The organism is Mesorhizobium kowhaii (genome assembly GCF_003253745.1).
GTDB classification, from domain to species: domain Bacteria; phylum Pseudomonadota; class Alphaproteobacteria; order Rhizobiales; family Rhizobiaceae; genus Mesorhizobium; species Mesorhizobium kowhaii.
Genome location: NZ_MZXV01000080.1, coordinates 91,649 through 108,459 on the forward strand (window position 1 = coordinate 91,649; position 16,811 = coordinate 108,459).

13 protein-coding genes are annotated in these 16,811 nt (G+C 62.8%); 4 read left to right on the forward strand and 9 right to left on the reverse strand.

Annotated elements, in window-relative coordinates; all coding sequences use genetic code 11:
* Window positions 1-49: 49 nt before the first annotated feature.
* Entirely contained in the window at window positions 50-283 is a 234-nt protein-coding gene (locus B5V02_RS35910; RefSeq protein WP_245446370.1) for a hypothetical protein, read from the forward strand.
* 138 nt (window positions 284-421) lie between these two features.
* Here B5V02_RS35910 and B5V02_RS35920 read toward each other — a convergent pair whose 3' ends face one another.
* The 9 genes from B5V02_RS35920 to B5V02_RS35960 form a co-directional block, all read right to left on the reverse strand.
* On the reverse strand, window positions 422-1,486 hold the full coding sequence (locus B5V02_RS35920) for an ABC transporter ATP-binding protein (RefSeq protein WP_111548695.1): 1,065 nt from the start codon (window positions 1,484-1,486) through the stop codon (window positions 422-424).
* Between the two features lie 15 nt (window positions 1,487-1,501).
* Window positions 1,502-2,293, reverse strand: coding sequence for an ABC transporter permease (locus B5V02_RS35925; RefSeq protein WP_111548696.1), 792 nt, complete (start codon window positions 2,291-2,293; stop codon window positions 1,502-1,504).
* Entirely contained in the window at window positions 2,290-3,204 is a 915-nt protein-coding gene (locus B5V02_RS35930) for an ABC transporter permease (protein ID WP_111548697.1), read from the reverse strand. Before B5V02_RS35930 ends, B5V02_RS35925 begins: the two co-directional genes overlap by 4 nt.
* A gap of 62 nt (window positions 3,205-3,266) precedes the next feature.
* Complete coding sequence (locus B5V02_RS35935; protein WP_111548698.1) at window positions 3,267-4,373, reverse strand: ABC transporter substrate-binding protein; 1,107 nt, start codon at window positions 4,371-4,373, stop codon at window positions 3,267-3,269.
* A 243-nt stretch (window positions 4,374-4,616) separates the two neighbouring features.
* Window positions 4,617-5,789: an iron-containing alcohol dehydrogenase gene (locus B5V02_RS35940; RefSeq protein WP_111548699.1), complete on the reverse strand. Its 1,173-nt coding sequence runs from the start codon at window positions 5,787-5,789 to the stop codon at window positions 4,617-4,619.
* A gap of 18 nt (window positions 5,790-5,807) precedes the next feature.
* On the reverse strand, window positions 5,808-7,196 hold the full coding sequence (locus B5V02_RS35945; RefSeq protein ID WP_111548700.1) for an aldehyde dehydrogenase family protein: 1,389 nt from the start codon (window positions 7,194-7,196) through the stop codon (window positions 5,808-5,810).
* A 177-nt stretch (window positions 7,197-7,373) separates the two neighbouring features.
* Entirely contained in the window at window positions 7,374-8,744 is a 1,371-nt protein-coding gene (locus tag B5V02_RS35950) for a glutamine synthetase family protein (protein ID WP_111548701.1), read from the reverse strand.
* 88 nt (window positions 8,745-8,832) lie between these two features.
* Window positions 8,833-10,395 (reverse strand): amino acid permease, encoded by a 1,563-nt coding sequence (locus B5V02_RS35955; RefSeq protein WP_111548702.1) that lies wholly within the window; start codon window positions 10,393-10,395, stop codon window positions 8,833-8,835.
* A gap of 21 nt (window positions 10,396-10,416) precedes the next feature.
* On the reverse strand, window positions 10,417-11,235 hold the full coding sequence (locus B5V02_RS35960; protein WP_111548703.1) for an N-formylglutamate amidohydrolase: 819 nt from the start codon (window positions 11,233-11,235) through the stop codon (window positions 10,417-10,419).
* Between the two features lie 236 nt (window positions 11,236-11,471).
* Between B5V02_RS35960 and B5V02_RS35965 the strand changes: the two genes are divergently transcribed.
* From B5V02_RS35965 to B5V02_RS35975, 3 genes are all read left to right on the forward strand, one after another.
* The gene (locus B5V02_RS35965; protein WP_111548704.1) at window positions 11,472-12,299 is read left to right on the forward strand and encodes a MurR/RpiR family transcriptional regulator; all 828 of its coding nucleotides are present in this window, start codon (window positions 11,472-11,474) and stop codon (window positions 12,297-12,299) included.
* A gap of 158 nt (window positions 12,300-12,457) precedes the next feature.
* Window positions 12,458-13,615: an efflux RND transporter periplasmic adaptor subunit gene (locus B5V02_RS35970; protein WP_111548705.1), complete on the forward strand. Its 1,158-nt coding sequence runs from the start codon at window positions 12,458-12,460 to the stop codon at window positions 13,613-13,615.
* Window positions 13,612-16,731 (forward strand): efflux RND transporter permease subunit, encoded by a 3,120-nt coding sequence (locus tag B5V02_RS35975; protein ID WP_111548706.1) that lies wholly within the window; start codon window positions 13,612-13,614, stop codon window positions 16,729-16,731. The genes B5V02_RS35970 and B5V02_RS35975 overlap by 4 nt, the downstream gene beginning before the upstream one ends.
* Window positions 16,732-16,811: the final 80 nt, after the last annotated feature.

Sequence of the window (16,811 nt, forward strand, 5' to 3'; positions counted from 1 at the left end):
GCCTATCGTAGCGGCGAAGCAGGATCGTTGGCAGTGGTTAGATGACAAGATGCTGTTGATTGTCCAACGCACTCTCGGCTCCTGGCAGTATGCCCGGATCGGATTGCCGGCGTTCTGGAAGATCGACACCCACTGGTTCGGCGACCGCATCGGCCATGCCGACATCGCGCATCCGGGGCTCGCGTCGCTGGCCGACTTCCCCCCATTGGAAATCCATGCCGCGCGGATGGAAGCCCTGCCGGTCTCTCAGACAGTGATGCAGCCGTTTATTGCGCCGGCCTGAGGGCTGGGTTCTTCTTCTGCCCGCCTCTCTGCTGCCCAATGCATGTCGCTCAAAAGTGGCCCCGGTTTTGAGGCAACGACATGCATGGAAACAAGGACTTAAAGCGCGTCGCATGAATCCGTTTCGACGCGACGCGCTTTAGTGCAGCACCAGCATATCGCTCGACGAGAACGAGATCTCGGCCTTCTCGCCGACAGCCGGCGGCGGAGCGGCTGGACTGTTGAAGGTGTCGAGCGAGACCGTGCTGCCACCGATGCCGACGCGAACCCGGATCACCGAGCCGAGGAAATGCACCTCGGAGATTTCACCGGACAGGCTGGAATCGCGGCCGGGCTGGCGGCCGAGCGAAATCGCCTCCGGCCGCAGCGCCAGCGACAGCGTGTCGCCTGACTTGGACCCGTTGAGCTTGCCCTTGAGCAGGACCTCCTCGCTGTTGACGCGCACTCTGCCAGATGCGGCATCGGTCACCGTGCCTTCGAGCACGTTCAGCGTGCCAACGAAATTGGCGACGAACTTGGTCGCTGGCCGGTTGTAGATCTCGAACGGCGTGCCGACCTGCTCGGCCTTGCCGCCATACATGACGGCGATGCGGTCGGAGATCGACAGCGCCTCTTCCTGGTCATGGGTGACGAAGATGGTGGTGATGCCGAGCTTCTTCTGGATCGAGCGGATTTCCTCGCGCAGCGACACGCGCACCTTGGCGTCCAGCGCCGACAGCGGCTCGTCGAGCAAAAGCAGCTTCGGCTTCGGCGCAATCGCCCGCGCCAGCGCGATGCGCTGCTGCTGGCCGCCGGAGAGCTGGTAGGGATAGCGGTCGGCCATCTGCGGCAGCTTGATGATGTCGAGCATCTCGGCCACGCGTCTATCGATGTCCGCCTTGGGCATGCCGGCGACCTTCAGTCCAAAGCCGATATTCTGCGCCACCGTCAGGTTGGGGAACAGCGCATAGGCCTGGAACACCATGCCGACATTGCGTTGGTTTGGCTTTAGCCTCGTAATGTCCTTGCCTGCAACGACGATCTTGCCCGCCGACGGCTCTTCGAAACCGGCGACCATGCGCAGAACGGTGGTCTTGCCGCAGCCGGACGGCCCGAGGAAGGAAACGAACTCGCCCGGCTCGACATCGAGATTGAAATCCTCGACCACAGTGGTGGCGCCGAAGGATTTTCGCACATGCTGGATGGAGAGGAATGGTTCGGCCATGGCTTTTTCTTTCGATCAGTTCGGGCGGTTCGCCGATCTCGGCGCGAAACGGGACAGGATCTGGATCAGCGACATACAGCCCCAGGTGATGGCGAAGGCGATGATGGCAAGCGCCGCCGGCTCATAAGCGCGGTTGGCGCCAACGTTTTGCAGATAGGGGCCGAAGGCGGGCCGGTTGAGCAGGCTGGCCATGGTGAATTCGCCAATGACGATGGCGAAGGTGAGGAACGCGCCCGACAACACGGCGATCAGCACATTGGGCAGGATCACTCGACCAATGATCGTGCCCCAACCGGCGCCAAGGATCTGCGCCGCTTCGGTCAGCGTCCTGACGTCAATGGTGCGCAGTCCGGTATCGACCGCGCGATACATATAGGGCAGCGCCAGCATCGCATAACCGATAACCAGCAAGGCATTGGTACCCATGTCGGTCGCCAGGAACGGCAGCGGCGAATTCGAACCGTACATCCTGATATAGCCGAAGACGATGACGATGGCCGGAATGACCAGCGGCAGCAGCGTGATGAACTCGACGATCGGCCGCAGCTGGGGCAGGCGCAGCCGGATCCAGTAGGCCGCAGGCACCACGATCAGCACGCCGAGAATGATGGTGAAGATGGCGGCGAGCACCGAGTAGCCGAAGGTCGCCTGAAAACGAGGATCGCCAAGCACGATCTGGTAAGCGTCGAAGGAATAGGCGCCACGCCGCATGCGCATGGAGAATTCCACCGTCGCGATCAGCGGAATGAAGAAATAGGCCGCACCCAGCGCGAAGACGACCCAGGCCCAGAATTTTCCAGACTTCATTTCAGCCACCTCTCCGAACGCGTCCGGAACCAGATGTAGAAGACATTGGCGAGGCCGGTGATGACGATCATGCCGAAGGCGATCGCATAGCCGAGATGAGCATTGTGCAGCACATCGCCGCGAATCTGCGCGTAGAGCAGGATCGGCACGATGTTGAGCGAGGAGCCGGTCAGCGCATAGGCGGTGGCGATGGCGCCGAAGGCATTGGCGAAGAGCAGGATGACCGTGCCGAGGAAGCTCGGCCAGATTACCGGGATAACCACCATGCGCCAGTATTGCGCCTGGGTGGCGCCGAGCGTCGCGGCGGCCTCGCCCCATTCCTTCTTCAAGCCGTCGATCGCCGGCGTGATGATGACCACCATCAACGGAATCTGGAAATAGACATAGGTCAGCGTCAGCCCCCAGAACGACAGGATGTTGAAGCCGTGCGCGTAGATGTTGAGGCCGAACACGGTGTTCAGGAGCACGGTGGCGAGGCCAAGCCGACCGAGCGTAGCGAGGAAGGCAAAGGCCAGCGGTACGCCGGCAAAATTCGAAGCAACGCCAGAGAATGTCAGGGTCGCCGAGCGTATCCACTCCGGCAGGCCGCCGCGCACAATGGCGATGGCAATCGCCAGGCCCGCGAAGGCGCCGATCAGCGCCGAGGCAAGGCTGACCTTGAGCGAGATCCAGTAGGCAGCAACAATCGACGGCTGCGCCAGTGCCGCTATGTTTTCGAACGTGAATTCGCCGGCGTCGTTCTGGAATGCGCCCAGCATCAGATAGAGCGTGGGCAGGATCAGGAACATGATGGCGAAGATGAAGAATGGCGCAACGCCGAGCCACTGCGTCGGCAGCCGCAAGGCGCGGGCCTCGCTTGGAGGCGCGGTCTTCCCCGCGATGGCCTGATTGGAAAGCGAGAGGTCGGTCATGCGCCGGCTACCGTCTTCGAGGGACACCGGGCGGCCACGCGGCCGCCCGGTTTGTTCAAGTCTTACTTGACGTTGGCGCCGACGACGGCATCCCAGTTCTTGGTGATGGCTTCCTTGGCCTTGCCCTGCTCGTCGAGCGTCGGGAACACCGCGGCCGCATAGGATTCAGCCGGCGGTAGCTTCGCCATCACGTCCGCCGGAAGCTTGCCGTTCTTGGCGAGATCGTTGAAGCGGATCGGGTGGCAATAGCCCTTGAGCCAGCCAATCTGGCCTTCGTCGGAGTAGAGATACTCCAGCCACAGCTTGGCGGCGTTCGGGTGCGGTGCGAAAGCGCTGATCGCCTGCACATAGACGCCGGCGACGACGCCGGTCTTCGGCACGACCACGTCGACGGGCGGGTTGCCCTTCAGCGTATCGCGGCCAGCAAGCGCATTGTAGTCCCAGGTGACCAGGATCGGCGTTTGCCCCTGGGCAAGCGTCGCAGGCTTGCCGATGACCGGCACGAAATTGCCGGCGGCGTTGAGCTTCTTGAAGAAGTCGAGGCCAGCAGTGCCGGCGGCTTCACCGGCAGCCGCACCACCAGAAAGGCCGGCGGCATAGACGGCCTGGATGGCCTGATTCGAGGCGCGCGGATCACCGGCCAGCGCGACAGTGTTGGCAAATTCCGGCTTCAGCAGGTCAGCCCAGTCCGCAGGTGCTTCCTTGACGAGGTCCTTGTTGACCAGAAAGGACAGCACGCCGTAGTAGTCGCCGGTCCATGCGCCATCGGCGTCCTTGGCGCTATCGGGGATCGAGTCCCAGGTCGACACCTTGTAGGGCATCAACAGGCCGTCGGCCTTTGCGGTCGGGCCGAAGCCCAGGCCGACGTCGATGACGTCAGGCGCCTGCGGGCCCTTGTTGTCCTTGTTGGCCTTGATCGCCTCGACCTCGTCGCCGGAGCCGGCATCGGGGTTGAGTTCGTTGATCTTGATTTCCGGATACTTCGCCTTGAAGCCGTCGATGACGGCGCCATAGCCGCACCAGTCATGCGGCAGCGCGATGGTGGTGAGCTGGCCTTCGGCCTTGGCGGCCTTGACGAGATCGTCCATCGAATCCGCGGACGAAATCACCGTCGACGCGAAAAGCGCCGCGGCCGAAAGGGAAAGCACTTTCCCCGTGAATTTGAACATGTGTTCTCTCCGTTGAACTGACGCCGTTGGACGCCTGCGATCCGGTATCGTTTTCATGTGACAGCCAGATGAAAGCTTTGTGAAACCGGCTGCTCGCAGTGCGAAAAAGTAAACTCTTTTTAACCGGCTGTAGCAATCGCCTCGCGATTCTTTTTCCGGCTAACTAGTTTCTGCCTTGCCCGTTGTCCTCCCCCTTGTTTTTGTAGCCCCTTTTCAGATCAATTTCCTGCGCGGAAAAACGCCTCAGATCGTGCCGGCGATGGCGTTTTCGAGCAAGGTCAGCGCCGCCTTCTTGGTCAGCTTGACTGGGTTGCCGCCGGCGGTCGGATCGACCACCGCCATGTCGGCGATCAGGCCCTTGCGCTTCTTGTCCATGTCGAGCCCCTTGATCAGGCCGGGCAGCGCATGCGGCACCTTCAATTCCTTGCGCAGCTTGATGATCGCCTTGGCGAAGCCGTCGAAGCCGCCCCTGATGCCGCAATAGGCGGCGAGGCGCCCGATGCGCTCCTCGATGGAGTCCCGGTTGAAGGCCAGCACATAGGGCATGAAGACGGCATTGGTCATGCCGTGATGGGTGTCGTAGAGCGCGCCGATCGGATGCGACAGCGAGTGGATGGCGCCCAACCCCTTTTGGAAGGCGGTGGCGCCCATCGCGGCGGCGCTCATCATATGGGCGCGCGCGACGAGATCCTTGCCGTTGGCATAGGCCTTGGGCAGGTTCTCGAAGACAAGTCTGACACCTTCGACGGCGATGCCATCGGCCATCGGATGGTAACCCGGTGCGCAATAGGCCTCGAGGCAGTGGGCAAGCGCGTCCATGCCGGTGCCGGCGGTGATGAAGCCGGGCATGCCGACCGACAGTTCCGGATCGGCAATGACGATAGAAGGCAACAATTTGGGATGGAAGATGACCTTCTTGGTGTGGGTCGCCTCATTGGTGATGACGCCGGCGCGGCCGACTTCCGATCCGGTACCGGCTGTGGTCGGCACCGCGATGATCGGCGCGATCACGTCGGAATTGGCGCGCGTCCACCAGTCGTCGACATCCTCGAAGTCCCACACCGGCCGCGTCTGGCCGGCCTGGAAGGCGATCAGCTTGCCGAGATCGAGCGCCGAGCCGCCGCCGAAGGCGATGACGCCGTCATGCTTGCCGTTCTTGAACACCGCGATGCCGGCGGTCAGATTGGACTCGACCGGGTTCGGCCTCACTTCGGAAAAGACGCCGTAAGGGACCTTGGCATCGTCGAGGATCTTTAGGGTCGAGGCGACGACTGGCAATTTCGCCAGGCCGGGGTCGGTGACGAACAGCGGCCGCTTGATGCCGGTAGCCGCCAGAACCTCAGGCAGTTCCTTGATGCGCCCGACGCCGAAGCGGACAGTTGTGGGATAGTTCCATTTGGAGATGAGCTTGGACATTTTTTGTCTTTCGAAAAGTCAGATGGCTTCGCGCAGGTGGAAGGATTTTGGCCTGGTCAGATTGTCATAGCCGATGGCGGACAGACCAGCGCCCTTGCCGGTGTCCTTGACGCCGGTCCAGACCAGGGCCGGATCGAGATAATCGCAGCGGTTCATGAACACCGTGCCGGTCTCGACGCGGTTGCCGATCGCCACCGCATGCTCTGTATCACGCGTCCAGATCGAGGCGGTCAGCCCGTAAGGACTGTCGTTCATCAGCGCGATCGCCTCTTCATCGTTGCGCACCTTCATGATGCCGACGATCGGCCCAAAACTCTCCTCGCGCATGACGCTCATCTGATGGTCGACTTGCGTCAGCACTTCCGGCGCCAGATAGGGCGAGCCGGCCTTGTCGTTGGCCACCTTCATGTTGATTTGCGCCACCGCGCCCTTGCGCAGCGCCTCGGCCTTCTGCTCGCGGATCAGGTCGGCGAAACGCGCCTGCGCCATCGGTCCCATCGTCGTCGCCTGGTCGAGCGGATTGCCGACGACGTAGTTCTTGGTCTCGGCGATGAAGCCCTCGACGAATTCGTCATAGACCTTTTCGTGCACGTAAACGCGTTCGATGCCGCAACAGCACTGGCCGGAATTGTAGAAGGCGCCGTCGACCAGATTGGCGACCGCATGATCCATCTTGGCGTCGGGCAGCACATAGGCCGGATCCTTGCCGCCAAGCTCGAGGCCGAGCGTCATGAAGGTTCCCGCGGCCGCCTTTTCGATGGCGCGGCCGCCACCGACAGAACCGGTGAAGTTGACGTGGTCGATCTTGCCCGAACCGAGCAACTTCTCGGTCTGTGCATGGTTGAGCACGACATTCTGGAACACGCCCTTGGGCAGGCCCGCTCTGTCGAAAGCCTGTTGAAAACGCTCGCCGACCAGCAGCGTCTGCGCTGCATGCTTGAGGATGACGGCGTTGCCGGCCATCAGCGCCGGCACGATGGTGTTGACCGCCGTGAGGTAGGGATAATTCCACGGCGCGATCACCATGACCACGCCGAGCGGATCCTTCTTCACATAGCGCCTGAAGCCGTCCTTCGGGTTGGAAGCCGGCATCGGCCGCAGCGCCGCCTCGGCGATCTCGACCATGTAGTTGGTGCGTTCCTTGACGCCGCCGAACTCGCCGCCATAGCGCACCGGGCGCCCCATCTGCCAGGCAATCTCCGGCACGATCTCGTCGGTCATCGCGACCAGCGCTTCCAGCATCACCAGCATGTACTTGCCGCGCTCGACGATCGGCGTCTCGGCCCATTTCTCTTGCGCCGCCTTGGCGCGTTCGATCGCGGCATTGATCGCCTGGTCCGTCGCCACGGGCCGCTCGGCATAGATCGAGCCATCGATGGGGGATTTGAGTTTGACCGTCTCGGTCATTTGTAAGTCCTCGCATTCTACAACAAAAATCTTATGGCTTGGCGCTGCCCCTCATCCTCCTGCCGGCACCTTCTTCGTATGGTGACGGGGAGAAGCTCTAGCATTGGCGCCCCCTCTTCGCGTTCTTCACACAGAGAGGGCAAGGGTGAGGGGCGGCGCCAACGTTCGCGGGCTAGTTTAGTACCGCTCGAAGCCCCTGTGCAGTTCCCAATCCGTAATGCGGCGGTCGTATTCGAGCTGCTCCCACTTTGCGGTATGCACATAATGTTCGAGCACATCCTCGCCGAGCGCCTGCTTCAGCATCTTCGACTTCACCAGCGTCTCGGTGGCGTCGCGCAGCGTCTTCGGGATCTCCGGCAAACGCGACGCCTGGTAGGCATCGCCGACGAAGGGCTTCTGCAGTTCGAGCTTCTCGTCGATGCCGGCAAGGCCGGCGGCGATCAGCGCCGCAAAGGCGAGATAGGGGTTGAGGTCGGCGCCGCCGATCCGGCATTCCATGCGGATGCCCTTGGTGCCCTCGCCGCACAGACGGAAGCCGGCGGTGCGGTTGTCCTCGCTCCACATGATCTTGGTCGGCGCAAAGGTGCCGGCCTGGAAGCGCTTGTAGGAGTTGATGTAGGGCGCCAGGAACCAGGTGAATTCCTTGGCGTACTTCAGCTGTCCCGCCGCCCATTGCTGGCCAAGCGTCGACAGCGTCCAGTCGGCCTTCTTGTCGAAGAACAGCGGCGTCTTGCCGTCGGCGCTCCACAGCGAATTGTGGATATGGCTGGAATTGCCGGCCAGCCCGTAATTGTACTTGGACATGAAGGAAATCGCCTTGCCTTCGGACTCGGCAATCTCCTTGGCGCCATTCTTCAGGATGACGTGGCGATCGGCCATGTCGAGCGCCTCGGCATAGCGCACATTGATCTCTTCCTGGCCTGGGCCCCACTCGCCCTTGGAATTCTCGATCGGGATGCCGGCCGCTTCCATCTCGTTGCGAAGCCGGCGCATGACGCCTTCTTCCTTGGTGGTGATGCCGATCTGATAGTCGCCGATATAGGGCGAGGCGGTATCGAGACCCTGCCAGTGTTTCTTGCGGGCGGAATCGTAGGTCTCGTTGAACAGATAGAACTCGAGCTCGGAAGCGAAATAGCCGATATAGCCGCGCTCCGTCAGCCGCTTGACCTGCTTCTTCAGGATGGCGCGCGGCGAATGCGGCAGGTCGTCATGGGTGTGGTGATCGAGCACGTCGCAGATCACCAGCGCCGTCTTCTCCAGCCACGGAATGCGCCGCAGCGTCGCCAGATCCGGCTTCATGACGAAATCGCCATAGCCCTTCGACCAGCTCGCCGCCTTGTAGCCGGGCACCGGCTCCATATCGATATCGGCGGCCAAGAGATAGTTACAGCCGTGCGTCTCGTCATGCGCGGAATCGACGAAATACTGCGCCAGGAACCGTTTTCCCGCGAGCCGGCCCTGCATGTCGACGATGCAGGCCAGCACCGTGTCGATCTCGCCGCTGGAGACCGCTTTCTTCAACTGATCGAACGAGAAATTTCCGGCCATTCCTTTGGCACTCCAGCGCTTGAGCTTTGAATGAGTTTCAACAAAACCATGGCCGGCACGATGCCGGCCATGGCCATGATGGTGGATATCAGTGGCCGGTCTCGCCGACGGCCAGCTCGGCAGCCGCGATGGCAGCCTTGCGCTTGGCGATCTGATCGCCGATCGGCGGACCCTGGAAGCGGCGGTTCTCGAAACCGAACCAAAGCACGGCGGTCAGCACGATGAAGCCAATGGTGATGTAAAGCACCTTGTCGTTCGGCGGCTGGATGGCGATGTAGAAGATGATCACCATGCCGACAACCGACAGGACGCAAAACAGCTTGAACAGCCCGGCGCCGAGATTCCAAGGACCCGGAGTTGGCCATTTCGCCGTTCCGAAAGTCATCATGCCGAGCACGATCGGAATGGTGAACGACAGGAACAGGAACACCAGCGTCGAATTGACGACGATGGTGTAGATGTTGGTGCCGCCGATCGAGATGAACTGGGCAAGAAAGACATAGATGATCTCGAGGATCGCGGCGGTCCAGATGGCGTTGACCGGCGTGCGCCAGCTTGGGCTGACCTTGGCGAGCGAGGCTGAGCCGACCGGCATGCCGCCGTCACGCGAGAAGGCAAACAACATGCGCGAGGCCGAGGTCACCGTGGCGAGACCGCAGAGGAACTGCGAGATCAGGATCGCCAGGTAAAGCAGCTCTTTCAGCCAGACCGGCAGGATCGCATCCATAGTCGAGAAGAACACGCTCCAGCCCTGCTTGGCGCCGGCAGCCAGGTCCGGGATCGCCAGAACGATTGCGCACAGCATCACCCAGCCGATCAGCGAAGACCAGAGCACGGACGAAACGATCGCCTGCGGCACCGAGTGTGCTGCCTTCTCTGTCTCTTCGGAGGTGTGCGCCGACGCGTCGTAGCCGGTGATGGTGTAGACGGGCAGAAGCAGGCAGAGCAGGAACAGATAGCTCATGGAATCCGACTGCGGGAAGACACCGCCACCCGCATCACCCGAATAGTTGGTGAACGTCCACAGCCGCGTGATATCGATCGCCGGCGCAAAAACCAGGCAAGCCACGATCAGGACCGCCGTCGCGCCCAGGATGAGGAAGCCCGAAGCATCCGTCAGCATGGCCGTGAGCTTGATGCCGAAGTGATTGAGCACCGCCTGAAGAATGGTGATGATGGTGACGAACCCGACGATTTCGCCTGGCGTCCCCGTAATGCCGAAAGCCCCGCCGAAAGTACCGACGAAGAAGAAAGCCGTGCCGATGTTGATGGCGCCGAGCACGGTGATCAAGCCCAACAGGTTGAGCCAGGCCGTCAGCCAGCCGGTGAAGCGGTTGCCGAGGATCGAAGACCAGTGATAGAGGCCGCCGGCGGTCGGGAATGCCGAGGCGATCTGCGCCATGGCAAGAGCGAAAAACCCTGAAACGCAGCAGCCGACGATCCAGCCGATACCCGCGCCCGCGCCGCCGATCGACGACGTCGCCTGCGCGAAGGAGTTGATGCCGCCCGAAAGGATGCAGATGATCGAGAACGAGATCGCGAAATTCGAGAAGCGGCTCATGCTTCGCGACAATTCCTGGGCATAGCCCATGCCATGGAGAACCTTCAGGTCCTCCGTCTTGTCTACGTCTGTATAACCCGGTGCTGCCATTTTGATTTCCCCTGTTGGTTCTTAGCTGGCCGATTGAACTGACTTGCCGACTGCGCTTGTTCGAGAGCCCTTGGCCTCCTCTGGCTCCAGATCCGAAAAAATGCCCGTGAGCAGATCCGCCCATTTCCGCTGCCCGGTCTCGCCGGCGATTTCGTCGTTGCGGATTTCGATCATCGCACACGGCAGGCCGCGCGAACGCGCGTGGCGTTCCAGCGTGAAATAGACGCGGTCGGCCGGCGAATAGGGCTCGTTGACGCCGACGGTGACGCCGGCAAGCCGCTTCAGCGCGCCAATCAGCGGTGACGCCAGCCGGCGGTCCTCGTCATGGATGATGCCGATATGCCAGGGCCGGTTGCGGCCCTTGTAGACCGGCGTGAAGGAATGCACGGAAACCAGGCGGGTTTCCTGCCCGCGCGCCAGCCTGTCGTCGACAATCTGCTCGATGGCGGCATGAAACGGCTGCCACGACAGCGCGACGCGCGCCGCGCGCTGCTTGTCCGACAGGCCGGCATTGCCGGGTATCGCCGTGGTCTCACTGACCGGCGGCACCAGATCGGGCGCATCGAGCGGCCGGTTGCAGTCAATGACGAGGCGCGAAATGCGGGTTTCGACCAGCGTCGCGTCAAGCGCCTCGGCCATGCGGCGGGCAACCGGCAGCGCGCCGGGATCCCAGGCGATGTGGCGGGACAGGTCCTCGGCGGCAAGGCCGAGCGTGCCGAACTCGGCCGGCAGGAAATTCGAGGCGTGATCGCAGGTCAGCACGAAAGGGCTCGATCCGCCGGGGTTGGTCACCCCCACGGTATCAGACGATGCAAGGCTGGCGGGCCGTGCTTTCTCCATAGTCTGCCGTCCCCGGGGAGCGCTGTATCGTATGTTACGTATTTTGCCTCATTGCGTCCCTGTGGATGATTTCATACAGTTTATCCGGCTTTGTCAAATACGATTTCGGAAAAGACGGTGGACCGGGCCGAAGCATTTTGCAGCCAAGTGGAATCACTTGGCGTCGCAGAAATGCGGCCAAGACAAACAGACGGAGCGGGATGGGTCCACCATCCCGCTCCAGGGGTGGGGAAAAGATGATTTCCAGCATTGCCGAACTGATTGCCGACCGCATCGGCACGATGCCGGCCAGCGAACGGCGCGCAGCCCAGACTCTGATCGCCAGTTATCCGATGATCGGCCTCAAGACGGTTGCCGAATTCTCGGCCGCGGCCGGCGTCTCTTCGCCGACGATCCTGCGCTTCGTTGCCCGGCTCGGCTTCCAGAACTATCCCGAATTCCAGTCGAGCCTGCAGGACGAACTGGCAGCGCAGCTGCAATCGCCGGCGATAAGGACGCTCAACCCGCCCTCGCCCGGCGGCGGCACCGCGTCACCGATGCTGGAAGCGACGCTCGACAATATGCGCGAGACATTCAGGCACCTGTCCGACAAACAGCTTGCCGACATCGCCGCCCGCCTCGCCGACCGGCGCGGCAAGACCTTCCTGATCGGCGGCCGCTTCACCGATCCGCTGGCGCGGTACATGGCCGCCCACCTCGCCATCATCCAGCCCGATGTCTTTCACCTCGCCGGCCAGGAAAGCATGTGGCGCGACAGGCTGATCGACATGGGCAAGCGCGACGTGCTCGTGATCTTCGACATCAGGCGCTACCAGGACAGCCTCCTCCGCTTCGCCGAGAAGGCACATCAGCGCGGCGTGCAGATCGTGCTCTTCACCGACCAGTGGCTGTCGCCGATCGCCCGCTTCGCCCGCCATGTCATTGCCGGACGTACCGCAGTGCCGTCGGCGTGGGATTCTTCGGCAGCCCTTTTCGTCGTCGCCGAAACACTGATCGGCGCCGTCACAAGGCAACTGGAAGCAGAAGGCGCCAAACGCATCCGCGAGATGGAAGGCCTGCGTTAGGCCGTCAACGTAACGCATATTTAATGTGCGCAGACACTGGAGAGTTGTCATAAAGACGCGATATCGGGGTGGCCTCTTGCCTTAGAATAGCCTCGCTGCGTCTGCTTCATTTCGGGAAACCGGTAGACGGAAGGATCGTTTTGCCAACCGGAGTGCCGATGGCCGCCTGGAAACAAATACTTTTCGCGCTAGTGGTGCTGGTCGTGGCGGCAGCCGCCTGGCTGCGCTTTTTTCCGGGCGCACCGGACGTACTGGCACGCTGGGGGATAGACTGGGTTTATGTGGCAACGCGCCCGGCTGAAACCGGTGCTGCCAAGCAGGCAAACGTCGGCAATGGCGGCAACCGGCGGGTGAACGTGGTCGCCCTGGCCGCCACTTCGGCTGTTATCAACGATCGCCTGCAGGCGATCGGCACCGGCCGTGCCAATGCCTCGGTGACCGTCAATCCCTACAGCTCCGGCCGCCTTGCCGAACTGTTGGTCGAATCCGGCACCCGCGTCGAAAAGGGGCAAATCATTGCTACCCTCGATTCCGAGACCGAGGTGATCGCGCAGGATCGTGCCAAGCTCGTTTTACAGGACTCGCAGAACAAGCTCGACCGGGTGAAATCGCTGCGGGCTTCCAACGCCGCGACACCGGTCGCCGTCGCCGATGCCGAAGTGGTGCTGGCGGTCGCCAAACTGGTCCTTCGCGATGCCGAACTTGCCCTGCAGCGCCGCTCTATCATCGCGCCGATCGCCGGCACCGTCGGCATCCTGCCGATCGCCGCCGGCAATTATGTGACCAACCAGTCGGCGATCGCCACGCTCGACGACCGTTCCAGCATCCTGGTCGATTTCCTCGTGCCCGAGCGCTTTGCAGCCGCCGTCAAGGTCGGCGCGCAATTGACGGCGACGCCGATCGCCAATCCCAGCAATGCCTATACCGGCACGGTTTCGGCCATCGACAACCACATCGACGAAAAGAGTCGCACCCTTCAGGTCAAGGCCAAGATCGCCAACCCAGCCGATTCGCTGCGTGCCGGCATGTCGTTCGGCATCATCATGAAGTTCCCCGGCGAGACCTATCCGGCGGTCAGCCCGCTGGCGATCCTCTGGGGCTCGGACGGCGCTTATGTCTGGCAAATCGAGGACGGCAAGGCCAAGCGGGTCCCGGTGCGCATCATCCAGCGCAACTCCGAGACCGTGCTGATCGACGCGGAGATCGACAGCGGCGACATGGTGGTGACCGAAGGCACCCAGAGCGTCAGCGAGGGCGGTGCGGTGCGCAACGCCGGCGAAGAGCAACGCGCCGCGGACGCCGCCGAAGGCTCATGACCAGCCCCGTCAACGCTGCCAGCGACACCGGCTTTACCGCCCTGTTCATTCGCAGACCGGTGATGGCCTTCGTGCTGAACACACTGATCGCAGTCGCCGGCCTGGCCGCCTTCTATGGCGTCGAAATCCGCGAACTGCCTGACGTCGACCGCGCGGTCGTCACGGTCTCGACCGCCTTCGAGGGCGCCGCGGCCGAAACCGTCGACCGTGAACTGACCGACACCATCGAGGGCGCTGTCGCCCGCGTCTCCGGCGTCAAGTCGATCTCGTCGTCCTCCTCTTTCGGTTCGAGCCGCGTCACCATCGAGTTCAACGACGGCGTCGACCTCAACGTCGCCGCCTCGGACGTGCGCGACGCCGTCGGCCGTGTCGCCAACCAGATGCCGGACACGGCCGATCCGCCGCGCATCGTCAAGGCCGACGCCAATTCCGACCCGGTGATGCGACTGGCGGTGACTTCGGACAACATGTCGATCCAGGACATGACGGTGGTGGTCCAGGACCAGATCGAGGACGAACTGGCCGCCGTGCCCGGCGTTGCCGACGTCCAGGTCTATGGCGACCGCGACAAGATCTTCCGCATCGACGTCGACCAGAACAAGCTCGCCAGCCTCGGCTTCACTGTTGCCGACCTCAGGGCGGCGCTTGCTTCTGTCGCTTTCGATTCACCGGCCGGTTCGATCACCACGACAAACCAGGACCTGATCGTCCGCACGACGGCGGACGTGACCACGCCCGAGGAATTCGAAAGCATCATCATCGGTGGCACGACGCGCATCCGCGACGTCGCCACCGTCACCCTCGGCCCCGATGTCGGCCAGACCACGCTGCGTTCGGATGGCAAGACCGGGATCGGCATCGGCATCATCCGCCAGGCGGAATCGAACACGCTGGACATCTCGACCGGTGTTCAGGCCGCCGTCGGCAAGTTGCAGGAGAACCTGCCCAAGGGCATGTCGATCAAGATCACCAGCGACGACGCGGTTTTCGTCAATGGCGCGGTGCACGAGGTCGAGATCGCACTCGGCCTGTCCGTGACCATGGTGCTGATCGTCATCTACGTCTTTCTGCTCGACTGGCGCGCAACGCTGATCCCGGGACTGTCGATGCCGGTCGCCATGATCGGCACCATCGCCGCCATCTATCTGGCCGGCTTCTCGGTCAATATCCTGACCCTGCTCGCCTTGGTGCTGGCGACGGGACTGGTCGTCGACGACGCCATCGTCGTGCTCGAAAACATCGTGCGACGACGCAATGAAGGCATGGGCTCGCGCGCCGCCGCCGTGCTTGGCGCTCAGGAAGTGTTCTTCGCCGTCATTGCCACCACGCTGACGCTGGTCGCCGTCTTCGTGCCGATCTCGTTCCTGCCTGGCCAGACCGGAGGCCTGTTCCGCGAATTCGGCTTCGTGCTCGCCATGTCGGTGCTGCTGTCCTGTGTGGTGGCGCTGACGCTGTGCCCGATGCTCGCCTCGCGCATGCTGTCGAGTGCATCGCTCCACCACGAAGGCGGCCACGGCATCGGCGCCCGCATCGGCGGCGCGCTGAATGCAGCCTACAAGCGCGCCCTGCATGCCTGCCTCGATGCGCCGTGGATCGTGCTTCTGGTCGCGGTGCTGTTTGCCGGCACCGCCTTCACGCTGTTCGGCACCATCCGCCAGGAACTGACGCCGACCGAGGACCGCGCCGCCGTGCTGTTGCGCATCAGCGCCCCGCAAGGCGTCAGCCTCGACTACACGACGCAGCAGATGCAGAAGATCGAGAAACTGATCCAGCCGATGCGCGATTCCGGCGAGATCCGCAGCACTTTCGAGAACGCCGGCCAGAACGGCTCCTACAACTCAGGCTTCATGGTGATGACGCTGGCGCCGTGGAACGAGCGCAGCCGCAGCCAGCAGGAGATCATGGCCGAGATCAGCCAGCTGACCAGGCAGGTGCCGAGCGTGCGCATCTTCCCGGTGCAGCCGAACAGTCTCGGCATTCGCGGTGCCGGCAACGGCCTGCAGTTCACGCTGGTCGGCAATGACCGCAAGGCACTCGGCGACGCGGCCGTCAAGATCATTGCCGAGATGCAGAAGGACCCGCGCTTCCAGACACCGCGCCTGTCCATCGACCCGACGCAGCCGCAGCTGGCCGTGGCCATCGACCGCGAACGCGCCTCCGACCTCGGCATCGACATCACCGGGCTGGCCAACACCTTGCAGGCGATGCTCGACGGCAACGATGTCGTCGACGTCTACATCGCCGACCGCAGCTACGGCGTGAAGCTGGTCTCGACCACCAACCCGATCAACGACCCGACCGACCTGGAAAACATCTTCCTGAAGACATCAGACGGCCGCTTCGTGCCGATGTCGACCATTGCCACGCTGACCGAGCGTGCCGTGCCGCCGTCGCTGTCGCGCGAGCAGCAGCAGCCGTCGGTGGCCATCACCTCCAACCTCAACGGCGACTTCGCGCTCGGCGATGCGCTGACCCGCGCCGAGGAAATCGCCACGCCGCTTTTGCCCGCGGGCAGCCGCATCCTGCCGTTGGCCGAGGCCGCGACGCTGGGCGAGACCAACCGCGCCATGGTCACCATCTTCGGCTTCGCGCTGGTCATCATCCTGCTGGTGCTGGCCGCTCAGTTCGAAAGCTTTGTCAGCGCCGTCATCATCATGGCGACGGTGCCGCTCGGGCTCGCCTGCGCCATCTTCGCGCTGCTGCTCTCGGGCACCAGCCTCAATGCCTACAGCCAGATCGGCCTGGTGCTGCTGGTCGGTGTCATGGCCAAGAACGGCATCCTGATCGTCGAATTCGCCAACCAACTGCGCGATCGCGGGCTTGGTGTGCGCGAAGCGATCGAACAGGCCTCGATCATCCGCGTTCGGCCGGTAATGATGACGATGATCTGCACCGTGCTCGGCGGCTTGCCGCTGGTGCTGGCGAGCGGCGCCGGTGCCGAGGCGCGCGTGGCGCTCGGCTGGGTCATCGTCGGCGGACTGGGCCTTGCCACCGTCTCGACGCTGCTCCTGACGCCGGTTGCCTATCTCTTGCTAGGCCGCTTCGTCACGCCGAAGACCCATGAGGAAGCGCGGCTGAAGCGCGAGCTCGAGGAAGCCGCCTACACCAGACCATGATCCCGAAAAGTGGGAACCGGTTTTCGGAAAGATCATGGTTGGATCAGGTCTGATGTGGAGCCGGCCGAGTAGAAACATTC